The 20,643-nt window shown below is 43.5% G+C and carries 18 protein-coding genes, 2 pseudogenes and 1 other annotated feature; of the genes and pseudogenes, 11 read left to right on the plus strand and 9 right to left on the minus strand.

Annotation, left to right across the window (positions count from 1 at the left end; all coding sequences use genetic code 11):
• Position 1 precedes the first annotated feature (1 nt).
• The 4 genes and pseudogenes from NO352_RS06605 to hutG form a co-directional block, all read right to left on the minus strand.
• Positions 2–373 (minus strand): MerR family transcriptional regulator, encoded by a 372-nt coding sequence (locus NO352_RS06605; RefSeq protein ID WP_005550360.1) that lies wholly within the window; start codon positions 371–373, stop codon positions 2–4.
• 193 nt (positions 374–566) lie between these two features.
• A pseudogene (locus NO352_RS06610) lies at positions 567–833 on the minus strand (sigma factor-like helix-turn-helix DNA-binding protein); the annotation flags it as partial.
• A gap of 110 nt (positions 834–943) precedes the next feature.
• Complete coding sequence (gene gltS / locus NO352_RS06615) at positions 944–2,131, minus strand: sodium/glutamate symporter (protein WP_005550359.1); 1,188 nt, start codon at positions 2,129–2,131, stop codon at positions 944–946.
• Positions 2,115–3,104, minus strand: a complete 990-nt coding sequence (gene hutG / locus NO352_RS06620) for a formimidoylglutamase (RefSeq protein ID WP_040736645.1) — start codon at positions 3,102–3,104, stop codon at positions 2,115–2,117. The genes gltS and hutG overlap by 17 nt, the downstream gene beginning before the upstream one ends.
• A gap of 110 nt (positions 3,105–3,214) precedes the next feature.
• Between hutG and NO352_RS06625 the strand changes: the two genes are divergently transcribed.
• Positions 3,215–4,132 carry a LysR family transcriptional regulator gene (locus NO352_RS06625; protein ID WP_262866860.1) on the plus strand — a complete coding sequence of 306 codons (918 nt, stop codon included), beginning with the start codon at positions 3,215–3,217 and terminating at the stop codon, positions 4,130–4,132.
• A 307-nt stretch (positions 4,133–4,439) separates the two neighbouring features.
• Here the strand turns inward: NO352_RS06625 and NO352_RS25255 are convergent, their stop codons facing one another.
• The gene (locus NO352_RS25255; RefSeq protein ID WP_005550354.1) at positions 4,440–4,814 is read right to left on the minus strand and encodes a hypothetical protein; all 375 of its coding nucleotides are present in this window, start codon (positions 4,812–4,814) and stop codon (positions 4,440–4,442) included.
• A gap of 176 nt (positions 4,815–4,990) precedes the next feature.
• Here NO352_RS25255 and NO352_RS06630 point away from each other — a divergent pair, with 176 nt between their 5' ends.
• From NO352_RS06630 to NO352_RS06650, 5 genes are all read left to right on the plus strand, one after another.
• The gene (locus NO352_RS06630; RefSeq protein ID WP_289355124.1) at positions 4,991–5,962 is read left to right on the plus strand and encodes a phosphotransferase family protein; all 972 of its coding nucleotides are present in this window, start codon (positions 4,991–4,993) and stop codon (positions 5,960–5,962) included.
• A 69-nt stretch (positions 5,963–6,031) separates the two neighbouring features.
• A complete protein-coding gene (locus NO352_RS06635; RefSeq protein WP_289355125.1) occupies positions 6,032–6,550 on the plus strand; it encodes a GNAT family N-acetyltransferase in 519 nt (172 codons plus the stop codon).
• A gap of 79 nt (positions 6,551–6,629) precedes the next feature.
• Positions 6,630–6,758 (plus strand): DUF2691 family protein, encoded by a 129-nt coding sequence (locus tag NO352_RS06640; RefSeq protein ID WP_244965871.1) that lies wholly within the window; start codon positions 6,630–6,632, stop codon positions 6,756–6,758.
• Positions 6,759–7,185: 427 nt separating this feature from the next.
• Positions 7,186–9,054 (plus strand): bifunctional metallophosphatase/5'-nucleotidase, encoded by a 1,869-nt coding sequence (locus tag NO352_RS06645; RefSeq protein ID WP_289355126.1) that lies wholly within the window; start codon positions 7,186–7,188, stop codon positions 9,052–9,054.
• A 330-nt stretch (positions 9,055–9,384) separates the two neighbouring features.
• Complete coding sequence (locus NO352_RS06650; RefSeq protein ID WP_289355127.1) at positions 9,385–11,793, plus strand: penicillin acylase family protein; 2,409 nt, start codon at positions 9,385–9,387, stop codon at positions 11,791–11,793.
• Between the two features lie 301 nt (positions 11,794–12,094).
• On the opposite strand, the gene NO352_RS06655 is transcribed toward NO352_RS06650, so the two are convergent.
• The 4 genes from NO352_RS06655 to NO352_RS06670 all read right to left on the minus strand — a co-directional run bounded on the left by NO352_RS06655 (position 12,095) and on the right by NO352_RS06670 (position 15,023).
• On the minus strand, positions 12,095–12,562 hold the full coding sequence (locus tag NO352_RS06655; RefSeq protein WP_289355128.1) for an SRPBCC family protein: 468 nt from the start codon (positions 12,560–12,562) through the stop codon (positions 12,095–12,097).
• A 30-nt stretch (positions 12,563–12,592) separates the two neighbouring features.
• Positions 12,593–13,033, minus strand: a complete 441-nt coding sequence (locus NO352_RS06660) for an SRPBCC family protein (RefSeq protein ID WP_289355129.1) — start codon at positions 13,031–13,033, stop codon at positions 12,593–12,595.
• 5 nt (positions 13,034–13,038) lie between these two features.
• The gene (locus tag NO352_RS06665) at positions 13,039–13,536 is read right to left on the minus strand and encodes a MerR family transcriptional regulator (protein ID WP_289355130.1); all 498 of its coding nucleotides are present in this window, start codon (positions 13,534–13,536) and stop codon (positions 13,039–13,041) included.
• Between the two features lie 149 nt (positions 13,537–13,685).
• Entirely contained in the window at positions 13,686–15,023 is a 1,338-nt protein-coding gene (locus NO352_RS06670) for a sodium-dependent transporter (protein ID WP_289355131.1), read from the minus strand.
• Between the two features lie 307 nt (positions 15,024–15,330).
• Positions 15,331–15,553, minus strand: a binding site (T-box leader).
• Between the two features lie 323 nt (positions 15,554–15,876).
• Here NO352_RS06670 and NO352_RS06675 point away from each other — a divergent pair.
• From NO352_RS06675 to NO352_RS06695, 5 genes and pseudogenes are all read left to right on the plus strand, one after another.
• Positions 15,877–16,377 (plus strand): hypothetical protein, encoded by a 501-nt coding sequence (locus tag NO352_RS06675; RefSeq protein WP_171418979.1) that lies wholly within the window; start codon positions 15,877–15,879, stop codon positions 16,375–16,377.
• 38 nt (positions 16,378–16,415) lie between these two features.
• The gene (locus NO352_RS06680) at positions 16,416–16,766 is read left to right on the plus strand and encodes a hypothetical protein (protein ID WP_241752071.1); all 351 of its coding nucleotides are present in this window, start codon (positions 16,416–16,418) and stop codon (positions 16,764–16,766) included.
• 137 nt (positions 16,767–16,903) lie between these two features.
• Positions 16,904–18,079, plus strand: coding sequence for an alanyl-tRNA editing protein (locus NO352_RS06685; RefSeq protein ID WP_289355132.1), 1,176 nt, complete (start codon positions 16,904–16,906; stop codon positions 18,077–18,079).
• 991 nt (positions 18,080–19,070) lie between these two features.
• The gene (locus NO352_RS06690; protein ID WP_206703727.1) at positions 19,071–19,481 is read left to right on the plus strand and encodes a DUF4279 domain-containing protein; all 411 of its coding nucleotides are present in this window, start codon (positions 19,071–19,073) and stop codon (positions 19,479–19,481) included.
• Positions 19,482–19,639: 158 nt separating this feature from the next.
• Positions 19,640–20,618 (plus strand): annotated as a pseudogene (locus NO352_RS06695) (serine hydrolase domain-containing protein).
• Positions 20,619–20,643 lie beyond the last annotated feature (25 nt).

Below are 20,643 nucleotides of genomic sequence, written 5' to 3' on the forward strand. Positions count from 1 at the left end.
GTCATTCCTCCCGGTTCGTTGTTTGTCTTTCGTTCAAAATAAAGCGGATGCGCTCCTGCAGATTGGACTTTATAGATTCAAGAAGATGGATTTGCTCGTCGATTTCCGCAAGCTTTTGTTCATAGATTGGGAGCACTTCTTGACAGAAGGCTTCTTTATTCTTGAGAACGCATTGCAAAAATCCAGCGATTTGCTCCGTGGAGAGTCCAAGGCCTAAATAAAACTGAATAGTGCGCACTTGTTCTTCCGCCAGAGGTGAATACTCGCGGTAGCCATTTGCATGCCTAGCGGGAGCAAGCAAGCCCTGCTGCTCATAGTATCGCAGCGAGCGAAGGCTAACGCCAGTTCGGGCGGAAAGTTCACCGATTCTCATGACAAAATCCCCTTCTCGAATGATTCTTCCTCATTATAAACCCTGACACTGGTGTTAAGGTCAACCACTACGTGATGTGATGTAACAAAATAGTTGTTCATCCAGACTAATGGCTGTCGGATATGCTAAGCGCCGTTTAAACGAAAAAGGCTGGTTTTAGGAGTTTCTCCATTTTGTTCAGCTTGGATTTGTGCATCAACCTGTGTATTTCCTCAAGCGTATATTCGTGAAAAAAACGGAGGATAAGTACGGTTCGCTGCTTGTCGGTCAGTTTTTGGATTGCCTGCGATATCATTTGGTTCGTCCCATCCATCAACACAGTAGGTTGATCCCAAAGAGACTCTTCCCGAGAGAAGGCACGGATGCGTTCAAAAATACGGAATCTCCGCCAGCCCTTGACCCGAAATCTCTGCACTTGTCGGATTACCAAGCCGCGCAGCCAGAAGTGGAAAGGTCGGTTCGGAGTCTCTTTTTATTTTTTTCTCAAACGGATGTAAAAGCAGAAAAACCTCCAATTCCACATATCGTGGACAGGAGGTTTTGTTAAGGTAGATGAGCTATATGAGGATTCTATTTAAATAAATTGAGCGTCGTAATAATGATGGGCACGGCAAACACGTCGATAAGAAAGGCGCCTACAATGGGGACAATTAGGTATGCTTTGCGGGAAGGGCCGAAGCGCTCCGTTACGGCAGCCATATTGGCCATCGCATTGGGCGTGGCGCCGAGGCCATGTCCGGTGAACCCGGCGACCATCACGGCGGCATCATAGTTTTTGCCCAGCAGCTTGAACAAAACGAAAATCCCGAACAGAACGATAAAGAGGACTTGTACAAGCACGATGGCGAGAATCGGAAGGGCAAGATCCGCCACTTCCCATAGCTTGATGCTCATAAGCGCCATAGACAGAAAGATGCCAAGCGTCACGTCACTAACCAAGTTGATGCTCTTCATGTCAATGGCATTCGGACCCAGTTTATCCACGAGGTTGCGGACGATAACGGCCACGAACATGGATCCGACATATCCGGGAAGGACAAAGCCTGTTGCTGATGTGAACAGCTCTCCCAAATACGTCCCTATCGCCATACAGAATGTAATGAGCAGCACTTGAATGAAGAAGGAATTTGTCGTTATCGGTTGAACGTAAGCTTCTACGCTCGCTGCTTCTTCATTTGTTTCCGTTGGCTTCAGATTGTATTTCGCTATCAAAAATTTAACCGTCGGACCACCAACCAACCCGCCGGCGATAAGACCAAAGGTAGCTGCCGCGATCCCGATAGACAATGCCGAGTGGATTCCCAAATCTTCTATGGTTTGTCCAAATGCGCTTGCCGCTCCATGTCCGCCTTCCATAGATACGGCCCCCGCCATCATCCCAATCAGTGGGTGTAAGCCGAATAACGAGGCGAGGGAAACCCCGATCACGTTTTGAGCCAAAGCGAGGAATCCGCAGGCAAGCCAGTAAATGATGAGCAGCTTGCCGCCTAATTTGATAAGTTGAAAGCTTGCACCCAATCCTACCGTGGTGAAGAACGTGAGCATGAATAGGCTTTGGAGCGAAGTATCCAATGTGATTTCCAAAAGTCCTGTCGTTTTGAGGATCGTAGCTAGGATAGCAAACAGCAGTCCTCCGACAACGGGCGCTGGAATACAAAACTTTTGCAGTACTCCTGATTTTTTGACAAAAAAGGTTCCTAGTACAAGCAGGGCTACGGCCAAAAATATCGTATTCACTTGATTAAGCGCCAGCGTCATCAGTGTTCCTCCCCATAAATGTCATGATCGCTTCATTCGTTAAGTATGCTCCCAGCTTTATGGTTCTTCCGTTCTCGTCAACAGCAGGATTCACCTCGCAAATATCAAAAGAAAGCGTTTTCTTATGAGCGGCGATCGTGCGAATTAGGCTACGAACTACCATCGGTGTCAATCCGAAAGGAGAGGGAGCGCTAACTCCTGGCGCAAATGCCGCATTGAGAACATCGGTACAAAGGGTGAGCATGACATAATCTTGTTGTTCCATGAATGTGTGTAAGGATGAAAGGATGTTATCAATCTGTCCTTCATGCATGTCTTCTTCTAGAATGTAGCGGGCACCGAGCTCGTCCGCTTTGTCGAACAGTTCTTGTGTATTGCCGAAACGCTGGATGCCAAGCACAAAATAGCGGCTGTTGCCATCCTGCTCTACTATTTGGCGGAACATTGTTCCTGATGAAGGCTGATTGTCGTAGGGGCGCAAGTCGAAATGGGCGTCAATGTTGATAATTCCTAGCGAAGCATCTGATCCGATATGCTGCCGAACACCTAAATAATGTCCATATAGCGTCTCATGTCCTCCGCCTAAAATAATAGGGGTAGCGGATTTGGAAAAGAGATCAGAGACGGCATGGCCCAATGCTCTCTGGGCTTCTTCAAGCTTGTCATTGGAACAAGTCACATTTCCCGCATCGACAAGGCGATGGCCTTCCGCTGTTCTCCAGGGGAGGCTTGCGAGCGCTTGCCTGATCGCATTCGGAGCCTTTGCCGCGCCTAATCTTCCTTGATTGCGCCGAACGCCTTCCTCACATTCAAAACCGATGATGGCACAAGTGTTGGTAGAGAAGGTTTTACATGGTCCATCCAGCTCCATCCGTTCCACAATTTGATGGTAGCGGAAGCTGCTTCTTCTTTCCGTATGATCGGTTCGGCCGATCCATACATCGGCTCCAATTGATTTTCGCAATGTCCCCACCCTTTCTCGTATGCTGTTGTTTCATTATATGATGACATTCTTATAATTTTAAATATATAATACAAATAAATTAATAGTTTTTAGCTATAAATAGAGAAAGGAAGATCGTTCTGGATATTAAACAATTACATTATTTTGTGACGGTTGCCGATCAGTTGAGCTATTCCAAAGCCGCGCAAAAACTGCATATATCACAGCCATCTTTAAGCAACGCCATTAAAAATTTGGAGCATGAGGTCGGATCGCCGCTGTTTGAACGCAGCACAAGAAAGATCGAACTAACGGACGCGGGCAGCGTTTTGTATGAAAAGTCGATTCGACTGCTCTCCCAAATGAACATTTTGAAAAAGGAGATGGAAGAAGTAAAGCTGACTGGAAGAGGGGAGCTTGTGATTGGCATGATCGAGTCCGTGAGGCAGTGGGTTCCCCAAGTGATTCGCGAATATCAAGGCCGTTTTCCTTCGATGCATATTAAGCTGTTCGAGGTACTGAGCAGAAAGGCGGTGGTCGATTCATTGCGTAAATATCATACCCATCTTATCATTACCAACCAGTGCATCCACGAAGACGATATTGAATCGATTCCTTTGTACAAGGAAAAGTTAGTCCTGGTGCTGCATCGGGATCACGGGCTATCCCAGAAGGAATTCATTACATTCAAAGAGTTGGAGAGAGAACCCTTCATTATTAGCATGGAAGGATTCCAGACAAGGGAGGATATATTGAAAGCCTTTGCGCTCGAGCAAGCATCTCCGAACGTCAAATTTGAAATCGAGCGGTTTGAGACCGCTTTGACATTGGTAAGCGAAAATCTAGGCGTTGCCATTATTCCGGAAAATTATTTAGTTGAGTTGAAGGATGAATCGATTGTCCGCAAAACGTTAGATTCGCCTGCGTTGGAACGCACAGTTTATTTAATGATTATGAAAAATCGGTATTTGGCACCTGCGGTTCAATGCTTCTTGGAAGAGATTCAACGCAACTTTGCGCCAGGTAGCAAAGCAGAGGATATTATAGATGAGAAATAAGGAGGTTTGTACCATTTCTCGACTTTGGAGGTATTCGTGAAGTTCCATAGAATCATCGTGTGTAGGGGATTGCAAACTTCGCAAAAATGACGTTATATGTAATCGTGGCAAAGCATAAAAGTGCTTTTCCCAAGTTAAGCGGTGTTTCCCTACGATAGAAACGATAATACATTCGGAGCAACTCTAAGTGGTGGCACAGAATGGAACTCAACGTTCAATAAAGTCGGCAGCCTAGGACGATAAATAAGCCCTAGACTGCCGCTGCAGGCTATCGTTTTCTTATCTCAAAAGACTATATTATTTAGAGTTATTGACTGATAACAAGAATATCTCTAGGAGGTATTCCAGTTCTTTGAATTTGAGATATTTCCGCGTTAGTAAGATTACGGCCTACCAAAATGAATGAAGATGTGACATTGTCGAAATTGAATCTACCCAAGTTAGCTACATTTTGACTGCCACGGAACACCCGGAATGACCCCTGAAAGTTAATTCTCGAAAACAGTACAAGTGTTACTTGATTTCTTTGCACAACATTTCTGAGTCGGAAGCTTGAAAGCACATTGTCAAATCGAAACGCCCCAAGATCACGAACCGCAACCCCTCCGCGTCTGAAGAGGATCCGACGACCAGTAAAATTGGTACCTGACCAAAGCGCAAGACGTAAATCTCTGTTTGCCAACTATATCACTCCTTTTTCTAAGGATGGTATAGTATATTGCAGTTCTTTAAGAATGGTATAGATAAATGGAGCAAGGTAATAGATTGATTTTATTAATACATGGTTTAATGAATGATTAAAAAGATGTTTTATAAAGAACAGAACTTGATCTACTGAGTGAACGGGAGGGATACAAGGTGAAAGAAGCATGGGAAAGATCAAGTAAAAGTATGCACTTCACATATGAGATTCTAAATCGAATGATTAGCCAAGTTTTCAGAGGAAAGCGGCTTATAAAAGCGGAAAGAACAAAAACAGGACTTAGTAATGGAACCTATAAAGTGGAGATTGAAGGATCTGCTACACCCTACCTTTTAAGGATCTTTGCTGGAGGTTCAGACGTAGCTTCAATAGAAGAAGCAATCGCTAAGCGATTGCGCGGCGTCGTGCCTGTAGCCGATTATATATATCTTGATACAAGCCGAAAGCTAGTAGAATATGACTGGGCTTTAATAGAGTGGAAAGAGGGAGTGTTACTGCGTGATATCCTGCAAAGAAAAGAAGAACACGAGATTGCAAAAGTTGCGGAGTCTGTCGGCAGTGTACTAGCTCGTATTCACAGCCATTCTTTTGAATGTCCAGGTTTTTTTGCAGGGGATCTTACCGTCGCCCATCCATTTAACATGGATGAGGACGAATATTATTCTTTTATTTCTGAAAGCTTGGATAATGGAGCAACCGGGCATTGGCTGGGAGCGGAAGCAACTGAAAAGGTTCGAACATTTTGTGAGTCTCACCGATCACTATTATCTGAAATTCATGAACCGCCAGTCCTTGTTCATTCGGACTTCAATGGTTTAAATCTTTTAATGATCGAAAAGCCAAGTGGCTACGAAGTATCAGCGGTATTGGATTGGGAATTTGCTTTTTCAGGAAGACGCTATGTGGATATTGGGAATTTACTTCGGTATGAACAGGAAGATTCCTTGTTCGAACGTCATTTTATAAAGGCATACCAGAGTTCTGGTGGATTCTTGAATGGGAATTGGGTTCAATTATCTAAACTGGAAGATTTGATTGCCTTGTGTGATTTACTGAATCGTTCGACTCCAGAAATGCCGAACCGGATCGCGGATGTAAGACAGCTTATTATTCAGACTATACAATAAAATTCGACCAATGGGAGCATTAGCTGAAACCGCCCGAAAACATAAAAAACATGAAGGAGAACAAATCTAATGAACATTAGAGTCGCTACTCACCAAGATACTGAAAGATTAGCAATGGTTCATGTGAATAGCTGGAAGACAACATATCAAGGAATAATTCCAGAAGCATATTTATCAAACTTATCCGTTGAAGGACGAAAGAAGAATTGGGGATTGATATTTAAGAACCCAAATCAGGATGAAACGATTTATGTAATCGAAGATGGAGGAAAGATCATCGGATTTATAGATGGTGGAAAGAATAGAGAGCTTGGAATGGATTATGATGCGGAGATATATTCTTTTTATTTATTGAAGGAAGTCCAAGGAAGAGGATACGGTAAATTACTTTTTAATAGACTTGTAAAGAAATTAAGATCAGACAATTATAACTCACTTATGGTCTGGCTACTTGAAAGGAATCCATCGATTGGATTCTACGAGAAAATGGGGGGAGAATATATAACTAAGAAAGAGATCAAGATAGGGGAACAAATAGTAATCGAAACGGCATTTGGATGGAAGGATCTGGGGGCTATGAGTCTTTGAATGAAAATTCGAAGAAGCGAGCGGCGTCATCCTATCCGAAATCTCAGCATTCGATGTAATCAAAGCTGGAAAGGGGCGAATGGATCTGATAAGAGGTATTAGTTTTGAAATTCCTAATGAATACGAAAGATTCCTCGGGGATATACTGAAACCTTTTGACACAAGCGTATCATTTAAGCTGTCTCAAGTCAGCTCGGAGTATCTTTAAAGAAGATGCCAAGATTTATCCGGAATATCTTCGTGAAAATGTCGAATGTCGACAATTCCTATCACTTAGCGGCATGCGTACCTTGTTGTACAAACTTGGCCTTGACTTAAGCTGGGAGATAAAATTAGGTTTCCGTGACAAGTGGGCGATGAAGCAAACCTCATTTTGTGCAACATAACGTGCTTTTGGGGATTTTTTCAATTGTGTATTTTTCATAATTTAGATACAATTGAATGCGGTTACATTGAATCGTTGTGGAGGAAGAATCGGGTCGTTGTGTACGCTGTACACGTAACCGCAGCGCGCTTAACGTTTAACCCAACGCCTTTTCCAGGCTCCCCCCAACCCCCATGCACTACGATACATATATATCTTCATATTTTTATTGCGTAAACATTTTAATATTAAACAAGCACGGAGGTCCGTTATGAACAAGAAGAAGCTAGGTACATCAGCAGTTCTGACAACATTGATTAGCACGCTATTCGCCGGATCATTATTTGCAGCTCCCCTGCAGCCCATTAACCATGTCGATTGGATGCAATCCAAGAGCTACATATCTGGGTCGAATGACGGTCTCGCGCTAGATCGTCCAATCACGCTTGTTGAAGCAGTAGCCATGATCGCGCGCGTACAGGACAGGGAAAAAGAAGTTCAACAGATCGACCCTGCTATTAAAGGCTGGGCAGCCAAAGCACTCACTTGGGCGAAGCAACAAAACATCGTGAATGCAGAGCAATGGAAGGAGCTTCATCGTCCGGCAAATGCAGCGACACTTCAAGCTGTAGCCAATAAAGCAGGTCTGAACCTGGAAGCAACAGGCGATACGGTAACACGCGAGCAGTTCTTTACCGCACTTGGTAACGCAATTACGACACATATTACGATCGGTCATACAAACGATACGCACGGACATATGCTGGAAGACGCCCAGGCTAAGGAAATGGGCTATGCCAAACTCGCTACCTTAATGAAGGAACTGCGTGCAGAGAATCCGAATTCCATGGTACTCGATGCAGGCGATATGATTCAAGGTACGATTTACGTGAACTTGTCAAAAGGGGAAAATGCAACGAAATTGGCAAACGCTCTTGGATATGATTTCATGGCGTCCGGCAACCACGAATATGACTTCGGTCACGAGCAGTTCGCAAAGGTGGCGAAGATGTTCAAGTTCCCTGTGCTCGGTGCGAACGTATTCGATACACAAGGCAAGCCACTGCTGCAGCCTTACGTAACGAAGCAGATCGGCGATCAGAAGTTCGCCATTCTTGGCTTGGTAACGGCAGATACACCAATCGTTACTCATCCTGACAACGTTAAGGGCTTGACGTTCAAGGATCCAATCGAAGTCGCGAAGGAATGGGTGCCGAAGCTGCGCAAGGAAGCTGATCATGTCATCGTCCTCTGTCATACGGGCATATCCTATGACCGTGAGATGGCGAAGCAGGTTCCCGGCATCGATATCATTGTGGGCGGACACTCGCATACACCTGTTGATGCGCCTGAGCTCGTCAACGGTACTTATATTGTTCAGGACTGGGAATACGCCAAGTCGCTTGGCCGAGTAGACTTATACTACCATGGCAAGGAACTGGTTCATTTCTCTGGCGGATTGATAAAGTATGATGAATCCACAAAGGCTGACCCGGAAGTCGCTGCAATCGTAGAATCTGTAAAGAAAGAAGCGGATACTCTGTTGAATGAGAAGATTGCGATCGCAAGCGTGGATCTGGACGGCGATCGCTCCAGAGTGCGGAAGCAAGAGACGATCATGGGCAACTTAGTGGCAGATGCGATGCTGGCGCGCACGCGCACGATGCCTGGCTTCGAAGCTGATGTAGCCATCACGAACTCAGGCGGCATCCGTACGAGCATCATGAAGGGAGATATTACGAAACGCAATCTGTATGATGTGCTTCCATTCTCGAACTCACTGGCTGTCGTTGAGGTAAAGGGTAGCGATTTGATAGCCGCTTTGGAAAGTGGCGTTAGCGAAATTGACGCCGGTTCCGGACGCTTCCCGCAAGTTGCAGGCCTGTCCTTCTCTTTCGATAGTAATAAGCCGACAGGAAGCCGCGTATCGGATGTGAAGGTTGGCGACAAAGCGGTAGAAGCCGACAAAACGTATCGTGTAGCTACAAACGACTTCTTAATCGCCGGAGGCGACGGTTACTCCATGTTCATGAATAAGAAATCGCTCGATACCGGCGTTACGCTTTATGAAGTCGTTGAACAATACATGAAGGAAAAGAAAGAAGTTACAGCGAAGATCGAACAGCGCATTAAACAATAACGTATTAAAGAATACCGCATTAAAGAATAATCCGCTCCGACATACTCGATATATCCCCCTCCTTCCGAACAGAAACACGCTAGGCGATTTCCTCTTCACGCCTAGCGTGTCTTCTTGTTATACGGCCGCTCCACGTCGCAGAAATATATCCTCATTCTTCGCCGGTTATCCGATGACTTGCGGCTTTCAAGTTTATCCGTAAATATGAACATTGGATAAAGTATTCGTTCATATACTAATGAATAGATATTCACCTTGTTTGTAAGCGCTTAACCACTTATAATGGATGTTAATCCACAAATATCCAAATAAGTCTGGAGGGGGTTCTGCATGAAGCTTTTGGCCGCAGTAACCGTTCCGAGCGTTAAACGGAGCAAGAAACGTTGGCCGCGCGTTATCGGAATCATTGTTTTGGTTTTAGTGCTTTTGATTGCCTGCGCAGGGGGATACGCATATTGGTTCGTGAATAAAAGTCTGCCTGTCGTTCAGGGAAAACTCAACATTTCTGGACTGAAAAAGGAAGTGACGGTATGGAGAGATGCTTCCGGCGTTCCGCATATCGAGGCGCAAAACGAACATGATCTCTACATGGCGCAAGGTTACGTAACGGCGCAGGATCGCCTGTTCCAGATGGATTTGAGCCGCAGGCAGGCTTCCGGGCAGCTTAGTGAAGTGGTAGGGGATAAGGCTATCGACCGCGACAAATTTTTCCGTGCGTTCAGTTTACGGCGTGCGGCAGAGATTTCTCTTGACGCTTACTCAAAAGAGTCCAGAGAGGTGCTGCAATGGTATGCGGATGGCGTCAACAGTTACATCAAACATGCCAAAGCCGCCAGATCGCTGTCAGTCGAATTTACGATATTGGGGTATGAACCTGCGGAATGGGAGCCTGTGGACTCCTTGACGATTGGCAAATTCATGGCCTATGATCTGGCAGGTAACTGGGAGGGGCAGGCTTTCAGATATGCCATGGCGCAACAGCTGTCCTTGGAAAAATTTCAGTCGCTTATGCCAACCTATCCGAAGGATGGGGCAATGATCATCCAGGCGCTAACAGAACATCCGGTCGATCTGACAGTGCTGGCTACTACTGCGGTTCCGCGGGATCCGTATAACGGAAGCAACAACTGGGTCGTTTCGGGAGAAAAATCGGCATCCGGCAAGCCGATACTAGCCAATGACCCGCATCTGGGTCTAAGTTCGCCGTCCATCTGGTATGAGACGCATCTCTCGGCGCCGGAGATGAACGTGAGCGGGGTGATTTTTGCTGGTGTTCCGGGGATCATTCTCGGGCATAACGACCTAATAGCCTGGGGGGTGACGAATCTGAGTCCGGACGTGCAGGATCTCTATATTGAAAAAAGAAACCCCGATAATCCGCATCAATTTGAATATATGGGAAAATGGGAAGATGCCAAGGTTTATAAAGAGGAAATTAAGGTAAAAGGCGAGGCTCCGGTGCCATATGAAGTTGTCGTGACCCGGCATGGGCCGATTATCTCAGAATTCGCGCATGACCAGCGGCAGGAAACGGCACTTGCAATGAAATGGACTGCCCTGAATGCAACGACAGAGCTCGAAGCGATTCAGATGTTTGCGAAAGCGCGGAACTGGGAGGATTTCAAGCAGGCGTTGAAACAGTTTGAAGCACCTGCTCAAAATTTTGTTTTTGCTTCTACGGACGGCACGATTGCTTACCGTGGGAACGGCCTGATTCCGATCCGCAAAAAAGGCGACGGTTCGGTTCCGGTACCGGGCTGGACGGATGAATATGAGTGGACGGGATATATCCCATGGGATGAACTGCCCACAACCGTGAACCCAAAGGAAGGGTTTATCGCTACGGCGAACAATAAAGTGATCGGCGACAGCTACCCGTATCATTTGACGGACGTCTGGTCCCAGCCATACCGCGAAGCGCGTATCCAACAGGTGTTGTCTGCCAAGGAGAAGCTGACCGTAGAGGATATGAAAAACCTTCAAATTGATCGCCATAATCTTCAGGCGGCAGAGTTTTTGGATGAGTTGATTGCCAAGATTAAAGACTTGCCGGATTTGCGGCAGATCGACCGCGACGCGCTTTCGCTCTTGCAAGGCTGGAATAAAGTAAATGATCCGGAACAGGCTGCTCCGCTTGTCTATGAGCTATGGATGCAGAGTTTTGATGATGTGCTGTTCAAACCCGAAATCAATGCTGACTTGATGGATCTGTTTAACAATAAATCCGTCGTAAAGGATGAAATGCTCCGCAGAGCGCTTCAAGGTCTGCGGGAGCCATGGATCGACGAAAAAGGCGGAATTGAAAAGGCGGCGCTGCAGGCATTTCATCTGGCTGTGGATCAGGCTGCTTCACTGCAGGGCAAACATCCGGACAAATGGCGATGGGGGAAATTCCATCAGGTGGATTTTGCCCATCCTCTTGGCGCTGTGAAGCCGTTGGATCTGATTTTTAACGCCAAGTCTGTCGCGATGGGCGGTGGGCGTGTCACCGTCGGGGCTGCAGGTTGGAATGCAGAGAACGGCAAAGTCACTCTTGGAGCACCGTGGCGAACGGTCATCGATATGTCCGATCCGACCCATTCGTTGAATGTGGTGGGACCCGGCCAATCCGGACATGTGCTGAGCAAGTGGTACCATGACCAGGTAGATGATTGGATTACTGGACAGTACCACATTACGAGTTCCATACCCAATGAATATCGAAAGGCAGGAAATGAGCTGAAGTTAGTGCCAGAATGAAAGAACTGGTAGATAATGGGCGATAACTCAGACAATACACGACCCAGTCTAAGATAGAGCTATCTAAGGCTGGGTCGTGTGGAGCATACAACAATTGAAATATTTCTGAAAATGGAGATCATATGTTGTTATGTGATGGTAAGTTTGCAAGCTGAGAAGATGAAATAATACGGTATGATTTCAGGAAGGGTTGGTTTTGTTGTAGGGTAGTGATAGGATTGTTAGATGCTGGGTCTTTATTTGTACTGAAAAAACCGGCCTCTCGGCCGGCAGGAGTCTATCGGAACAGGTAATCAGGCTCTCAGATGGACATCTTCTGCATATGTGCTTCGAGCCGGTCAAGATTTTCCTCGTTGGCTGGAGCTGCGATTTTCTTGAAGGCGTTGAATTCGGCTTCGTCTTTGAAAAGCTGGCGCCAAGTTAATCTGGTTGTGCCGTCAAGATCCTCGAAGGTTGCCGTAAGTTGAAAATGGGGTTTACATGTGCGCAGCACGATCCGTTCTGGCCCGATTTCGATAAATTCGTTTTTATTGGGATAATCGACTCCGTTCGGTCCGTGCATCACAAACTCCCATATCCCTCCCGGCCGTAAATCAAATTTATGAAAAGTGTTCGTAAACCCATTCGGACCCCACCACTGTGCCAAATGCTCGGGTTTTGTCCAGGCTTCGTAAACGAGAGCTGGAGAAGCATTCATCACCCTCGTTGTTACCAATTCGTTTTCTTCCGCTCTGCTGAATTCGCTGTTTGCTGCACGGTTTTCCGTCATGCCCGTTCCTCCCTCGCATGTTAAAGTAGGCTAGTCGATCTCCAACTGCACACCCAACTTGTCCAGCATCTCCTTGGTGCCGTGCTCGCGCTGAGCCAGCGAATCGTGGCCGTCCAGGAAGACGCCTTGCTCGGTGAAAATCAACTTTGTTCCTTCACCCTCCGCCTTGAACTCGACGGTCGTTGCGGAAATGGAAATTCGCGTCTCATCCATGTCCAAAGTATAGGTATACACGATCCGCTCGTCCGGCACAATGTCGTGGTACTGGGCATCGAAGGTAAATACCGCTCCGCCGGGAGGCCCGCCTTGACTGCGTTCGCCACCGCCGACACGGTAGTCAAACTCATCTGCTTTCGAAAACCATTGCTCCTTCATGCGAGGATTCGCCCAGTAGGCAAAAACCTTTGCCTGCGAAGCTTTGTACACTCGCTCAACGACGAAAGTGTGATGAATGGAAGATCGTTCGTTCATGATTTTCAGCTCCCTTGATTCGATTCGTCGGCATCCTTGTCGAGGAGGTCGCCCAGTTGATCCAGGCGATGCTCCCAATTCATCCAACGTTCGAGGATCACTTTTTCTTGGCTCTTTTTCATCATTTCTAATAATTTTGTAAAATCTTCAACCGTCACTGGTTGTTTCAAAAGCATGAGTTCGGACACGGATTCCAATCCGGCCAAAAGCTTTTGCTGGATCTGGATCGTTTCTTTTAGACGGGCGATTTGCAGCGACACAATTTGCAGCGGACTAAAATGGCCGCCGGTTACTACGGACTTAATCTCCTCAAGCGATAAGCCTAGCTCTTTTAAGGACAAAATTTGCTGCAGTCTCGATAGGTCGGCCTGGTTATACAGCCTGTGCCCCGAATCGGAATGCGCCGAAGGAGAAAACAGGCCAATCTGGTCGTAAAATCTCAATGTTCGTAATGTGAGTCCTGTGAGCTTGGCAAGATCTCCGACTTTCCAAAGCTGCTTCATAATCACCTCTTTTTGTGCTGCGCATCTATTTGCCGGCACCTATACTATAAAACATGACGTTACGTCATGTGCAAGTGTTGTCTCCTAAAACGTGTAAAATCTAGTGAAAAGGCCCCTAACATAATGTTATGCTGGGGCCTTTTATATTTTTAAATCACTCCAATTACATTTAAAAATACGATCATAATTGCAATGGGTGCTATATAGCGAAGTACGAATAACCATAATACAAATAATTGATAGCCTTTATTTTTACTTACACCCAATTCTCTCATTAATACATCTTTCTTCATTTTAAACGGTACGAAGATCGCAACTAATAATACACCGAGTGGCATAAGAACATTACTTACTGTAAAGTCTGCTAAATCAAAGACGGTTTTGCCAAACAATTTCACATCGCTTAAAACGCCATATGATAGCGCCGATGGAATCCCTACAACAAAGATTAGTAATCCAACAATCAGTGCTGTTTTTTCGCGTTTTCCGCTCCCTTTTTTCGTTAAAGAGGCAACGCTAATTTCCAACATCGAAATTGCGGATGTTATCGTTGCAAAGAAAAATAGTAACAGGAAAATAATGAAGAATAGCTTTCCGAATGCCATTTTACTGAAAATCGCTGGCAATACAATAAATAATAGACCTGGCCCTTGAGATGGTTCCATTCCAAATGCGAATACAACTGGGAAAATAGCAAGTCCAGCAAGCAATGTAATCACAAGCGTTAAACCGACGATAGAAAATGCGGAGCGCGGTAAACTTTCTTCTTTCGGTAAGTATGAGCTATACGTTACCATGACTCCTACACCGACAGATAATGAGAAGAATGATTGCCCCATCGCATATAACACAATTTCAGATGTTACATGTGAGAAATCTGGTTGTAAGAAGAAACGAACTCCTTCTCCAGCACCATCTAATGTAAGTGCTCGAACAATTAATACAAAGAATAAAACAAATAGTGCGGGCATAAAATATTTATTTACTTTTTCAACACCGTTTTGTACACCTTTACTTACGATAAAAATAGTAATCAGAATAAATAATAGCTGTGATCCAACCGCTAAATATGGAATGGAAATGATTTCACCAAAAGTTGCTTCGTACGCGCCATTTCCTTCCCATAGTCTACCTGTAATTGCATTCCATAAATATAATAAAATCCATCCTCCTACAACACTGTAGAATGAAAGCAATATGAAACAGGTTACAATCCCTAATTTACCGACCCACGGCCATAGCGTCTTAGGAGCAATATCTCTATATGCCTCGACAGCCTCTTTTTGTGCACTTCTTCCAATTACAAATTCCGCCAATAATAACGGTAAACCTATTAATAAAGTAAAACCGATAAAAATAAGAAAGAACGCACCGCCGCCTCCAATACCGGCCATATACGGAAACTTCCAAATCGCGCCAAGACCTATTGCTGAACCTGCTGCAGCTAAAATGAAACCTAATTTCGATGTCCATTGCTGTGAATCCATCTGTTTATCTCCTCTTTTCTTCTATTTCTTTGTCTATTACAATTCGATCTTTATTCATATTGTTCTACCGTGATTCCTTTCTCATACAACCACTTCCTTTCAAATAAAAAAACGTCCCTACGCAAATACGTAGGGACGATAAAATATCGCGGTACCACCCTAGTTGTGAAGATACAACAACAAGAGTAAGACCTAAATAAAAACGTCCCTACGCAAATACGTAGGGACGATATATATCGCGGTACCACCCTAGTTGTAAAGATACAACAAGAGTAAGACCTAAATAAAAAACGTCCCTACGTAAATACGTAGGGACGATATATATCGCGGTACCACCCTAGTTGTGAAAAATTCTTCACCACTTTATTTGATAACGGTATTCACTACCGTCTTTCATTTCCTCACAACGTGAGATTTATGAAAGATGCTCCAGGACGAACTTCATGAATAATCTATATACTGATTCACACCAACCATCAGCTCTCTGATATAGGGAGATTTTCACTACTTTATCCCTTCATTGCCCAAATATTATTTTCCGAATTGATATTAACATTTTTATCATGCATTAAAAATAGTGTCAACTAATTTTTTGATTTTTATGTTTATACTTTATTGAGCAATTGAGCAATTTGTATAATTCCGTGTTGGCTTCAAAAAATAGAAACCTACAAACTCTCAGGTCATAAGTTAGCAGACCCTCGAAGGTAAACAAACTTTCTTGTAGAATATACAAGGTGACTTCTCCATTCTTGGGGTTTCAAACACCATATATGATTTTTATTGTAGGATTACTTATGACTAAACCCGACAGGCCGAGCGCACATTATTGCTTTTTTAGGGGGATTACATTATGGACGATGCAAATGAGCTAATGGACCAATACGTATCCATGAAAGATATAGCCAAGCGCAATGCGATTTTAAAGCAATTTATTTTTAATCTTCCTCCCGATGGGAAGGATTTTTTCCTTAAAGCATTTAAAAAAGAACGCTATCTTGATATGAAGCTAATGGCAGTAAGAGGTTATGCGGCATTTGCCGACCAGAATGAAGTTGCTGTCCTAATGAAAAAATTACTGGAGCTTCTAAAAAAGCGTCCAGAAAGCACACCATATAATTACCAGGAGTATGAAATATTGCGTTCTGCTTTTTTGATGCCGTACTTACTAAAACAATACAATTATGAATGCTTCAAGGCTTTTAATGATCAATTGGAACAACAATACGATGCTATGCCGGAAGCGTTCAAAGGAGTTTTCACCTGTGATGAAAATGGAGATGTGGTTCAACTGATTCCACCGGAAAAATCTCGGAAACGCATAGATGATTTTTTCTCAAAACAAATGAAATGACCAAATGATGTATGAGAGGATGAGATAGATTGAATCTAATGCAACTTAAGGTGCCAGCAGGTTATGCCGTAACCTATAACAAATTCTATGATATAGATCCTGTCCTGAGTGAGGGTAATGATTACCTTATTGAAAACTGGGGGTTCTTCACAGAAGATTTATTACAAATAGTTAAACTAAAAATTCATAATGGAAAATGGTACATTCCTGAAAGTGAAGACACATTACTCTTTGATCTAGGCTGGTACCCAGATTCAGATATAAATGGTCATTACCATTTGCAACTTGTGGATGGTAAATGGAATGAAATGAAAAGCATATCTTCAAAAGATCGTTTTTTAATAAAAGTGGCGCTTGAAGAATGGATGGAAGAACTACAAAAAGTGTAATCAGATCATTTTTGCGCAACTCGAAGAAAAAACTGATCATGAAGCCAACTTGAACATAAAAAACACGGAGTATCCTTTTGAAGGAATACAGAACTTTTTAATAGTAAATATAATCTAGGAATAGTGAGGGCATGAAGATGACGAAGAAGCTATATTATGAATCCGCCTATATCCGGGAGTGGAAGACACAAATCACTCGCAGAGTGGAGCGGGAGGATGGAACCTATCTAGTATTGAATGAAACAGCCTTTTATCCACACGGCGGGGGACAGCCCTGTGATCTAGGGTGGATCAATAAAATTCCGGTTCTTGATGTCGTTCTCGAAGAAGGGGAAATTCTTCACAAAGTCGAGAGTTCTCCAGAGCAGGAAGAGGTTGACTGCCGTTTGCATTGGGATAGAAGGTTCGACCATATGCAGCATCATAGCGGTCAGCATCTGCTGTCAGCCATGTGTTTGGAAGTATGCCAGGCGGAGACGCTCAGCTTCCACCTAGGTGAAGATTACGCTACTATTGATGTTGCCCGACCTGATTTGCCGCGCGATCAGCTTATGATGTTGGAGCTCGAGGTTAATGATCAGATTTACTTGAATCGCAAGGTAACGAATTATGTTGTGACTCAGGAGCAAGCGGCCAAGCTGCCGCTAGTGAAGCAGCCTAAGGTAACTGACGATATTCGGATCGTTGAAATCGAAGGTATCGAGTATAACGCCTGTGGCGGTACACACGTCTCAGCAACTGGTGAGATTGGAATGATCAAGCTGCTGAGAACTGAGAAGCAGAAGGGGCATATGCGTATCTATTTTAAATGCGGATACCGTGCGTTGAACGAATTTAATGCCGGAGTGGAGATTCTCGGCAGTCTAGCGGCTCGATTCAATACGGGGAAGGAAGAGATTCTGGTTCGGATTGAGAAATGGGATCAGGAGCAGAAGCAACTGCAAGCTGAATTGAATGCAGTAAAGGCCGAGAATGACGCTTATCTGGCTGGAAAGCTGTTGGCAGACCGTCAGGGAAGCTTAGTTAAGCATGTATTCACGGATAAATCGCTGAAGGACATGCAGAACTTGGCTGCAAAGCTTACCGAGCAAGCTGACGTCATCGTACTCTTCGTGTCCAATTCAGATCATAAGGTACTCCTCGCCCGAGGAGGAGAGGATGGTCTCGCCTGCGGTTCCTTCTTCAAACAGCATTTGGCCGATTATCGGGGCAAGGGTGGAGGCAGCGATAAGATGGCACAGGCCGGATTTGCCACTCGAGAGGATGCCGAGGCATTTTATCAATTTGCAGCACAGTCCTTACAAGGAAAATAGCTTTTTTGATCTCTTCATAAGAGTAGGATTGAATGATTGGTAAATTCGTGATGTAATTCATGGAACAAACTGCAGGTGGACTGTCATCTCAGAAAGATTACGTTGTCCGATCATTCGTTTTAAATTGGAAAGGCCAAGTGTTAGCGCACTTTACTTTTATTATAATACCCTAATAAGGTAAGGGAGTATAACGTGCAATCGATACGAAAACCGCTTGTTTATTTATTATTCGTCCTAGAGGGTCTACCTCTACTTATTTATCCCTTTGTATTACTCGCGAACCTAATGGCGCTTGCTGCACATCGGACTGGAAACGAAAGTGTATTCTTGATCACAATTGTGTTTCTTTTTATATCCATGTCAAGTGCGTATCCTCTGTCGTACTTATATGCGATTAATCATTATAGAATCAGTAGAAACGCACATGTGAACAAGTGGATATTATTCATTCCACTATTCCATATTATTATTGTAGTTCTATTGGGTTTTTTATGGGGGTTATATTGAGATTAATCGTGGGAACAGGCTACGAATAACCTATTCATAGATAACAACCAGTCAGGAGAACAAAATGTACCATTGGAGGATTACCGAACTATAAAAAAGGATATTCATCGTTCTTTTCAGAGACACTGTAATCTGCCTACAGGCGGAGGAGGTGTCTCTCTTTGTATATAAGATGATATTTCCAATATTACACACTGTCGGTATACTTAGGGGAGAGTGAGTATACAGCAATGATCTTATCCGGCCGCATCATGAGTCCGTTCGATCGGATAATAAGTGATATAGGGGAGTAAGAAAAAGAGATGTAAAAGACTACTCATTCTCGAGGCGGCAGGGAGGTTTCGAACAATCTCGTGAATTTGCAGGTATTCGCGAAGTTCATAAATATAACCTTATATAACGTATTTGCGAACTTCGCAAAAAAAGACGTTGTCGGAAATTCATGCGATTACTTTATTAACAAATATAAAGAAGGTGTATATCATTGGAGAATACACATATAAAAGTCTACTTTAGTATATTCGGGGATTCTTTTCCGATTGATGAGGTAACTGAGAAACTATTATTAAATCCAACTGAATCATATAATAAAGGCGATGTAATTCGTAAAGAACCTTCTTTACTTTTAAGGAAAGAAACCGTCTGGAATTACGGAATAGAATACGAAGAATCATATGACATTATGGACCAAGTAAATCAGGTGTTAAATGTATTAGAATCAAGAAAAGATATATTGATAGAGCTATCAAAAGAATTTGAAATAGAATTTTTATTTATGATTGTTATATGTGTAAGGGATGGGCAAGGACCGGCACTCTATTTAGATAAAAGAATTATTAAATTTGCTGGAACAATAAATGCTGAAATTCACTTTGATGTATATGATTTTGCATAGAGGTTTTCAGTTGAAGCAAAGAAGGGCATGAACATCCGATAACAATGTATCTACGCTGCAGGGGTCAAGCCCCCTTGATCAGCCCGATGTAATTCGAAACCACCAGAGGTAAAGAAAGGAACTGCAATAAAATGAATCTCTTTCAATCGATTTAAAATATTATTGAGAAACATAATGAAATACTACCCTTTTCAGGAGCTATATTCTTCCAACAACAAGGAAAGACGTTTGAGCAAGGATATGGATATGCAAATCGCTCCGAAAAAATACAAAATACTTCTTATTCGAGATTTGGGATAGCATCTGGATGTAAAATTTTCACTTCGGTTGCTATATGTCAGCTTGTTCAAGAGGGGGTACTGTCTATTGATTCATATTTATAAGATTGTTTAGATATTTCTTTTCCTAATTTCGATCCCGAAATTACAATACATCATTTATTAACCCATAGTTCAGGAATACCAGATTATGTTGATGAAGAGTTCATGAATGATTTTGAAGAACTATGGAAGGTCTTACCCATGTATTCCATTCAATCACCAGAATGGTCAAATGGAATTTTATCCAGGAGAGAGATTCTCCTACAATAATGCAGGTTTTATTCTATTAGGTTTAGTAGTGGAGCAGATTACGGGGATGGAATTTACAGATTACGTGGAGAAGAATATATTTCAACGCTGTGGGATGATAGATTCAGGTTATTTTAGAATGGATCAACTACCTGAACGAACAGCTATCGGGTATATAGATAATGATGATAAAACTTGGAAAAGTAATATTTATTCAGTTCCAATCAAAGGTGGACCTGATGGGGGAGCATTTACGTCAGTTCATGATATAGGTAGGTTTTGGAATGCATTGTTTGATCATCAATTGTTGTCTAAAGAATACACGACTATTTTGTTGACTCCACATATCAAGGACAATGACCAGACGTATTACGGATATGGTGTTTGGATGTCAGTGTTTGATAACACCATTTTTAAATACTTTGTAGTGGGTAGTGACCCGGGAGTAATTATGCAGTCATCCGTATATCCAAAAAGCAATTTACAAGCACATATTATCGGAAATATTAATAAGGGTGCTGGTATGATAGCAAGTAAAATAGATGAAGTAATCTATAAAGAATTATGAAAGTAAAGATTTTATAAGGACGTCG

The sequence above is a fragment of the Paenibacillus sp. S-12 genome, assembly GCF_030363895.1.
GTDB classification, from domain to species: domain Bacteria; phylum Bacillota; class Bacilli; order Paenibacillales; family Paenibacillaceae; genus Paenibacillus_B; species Paenibacillus_B alvei.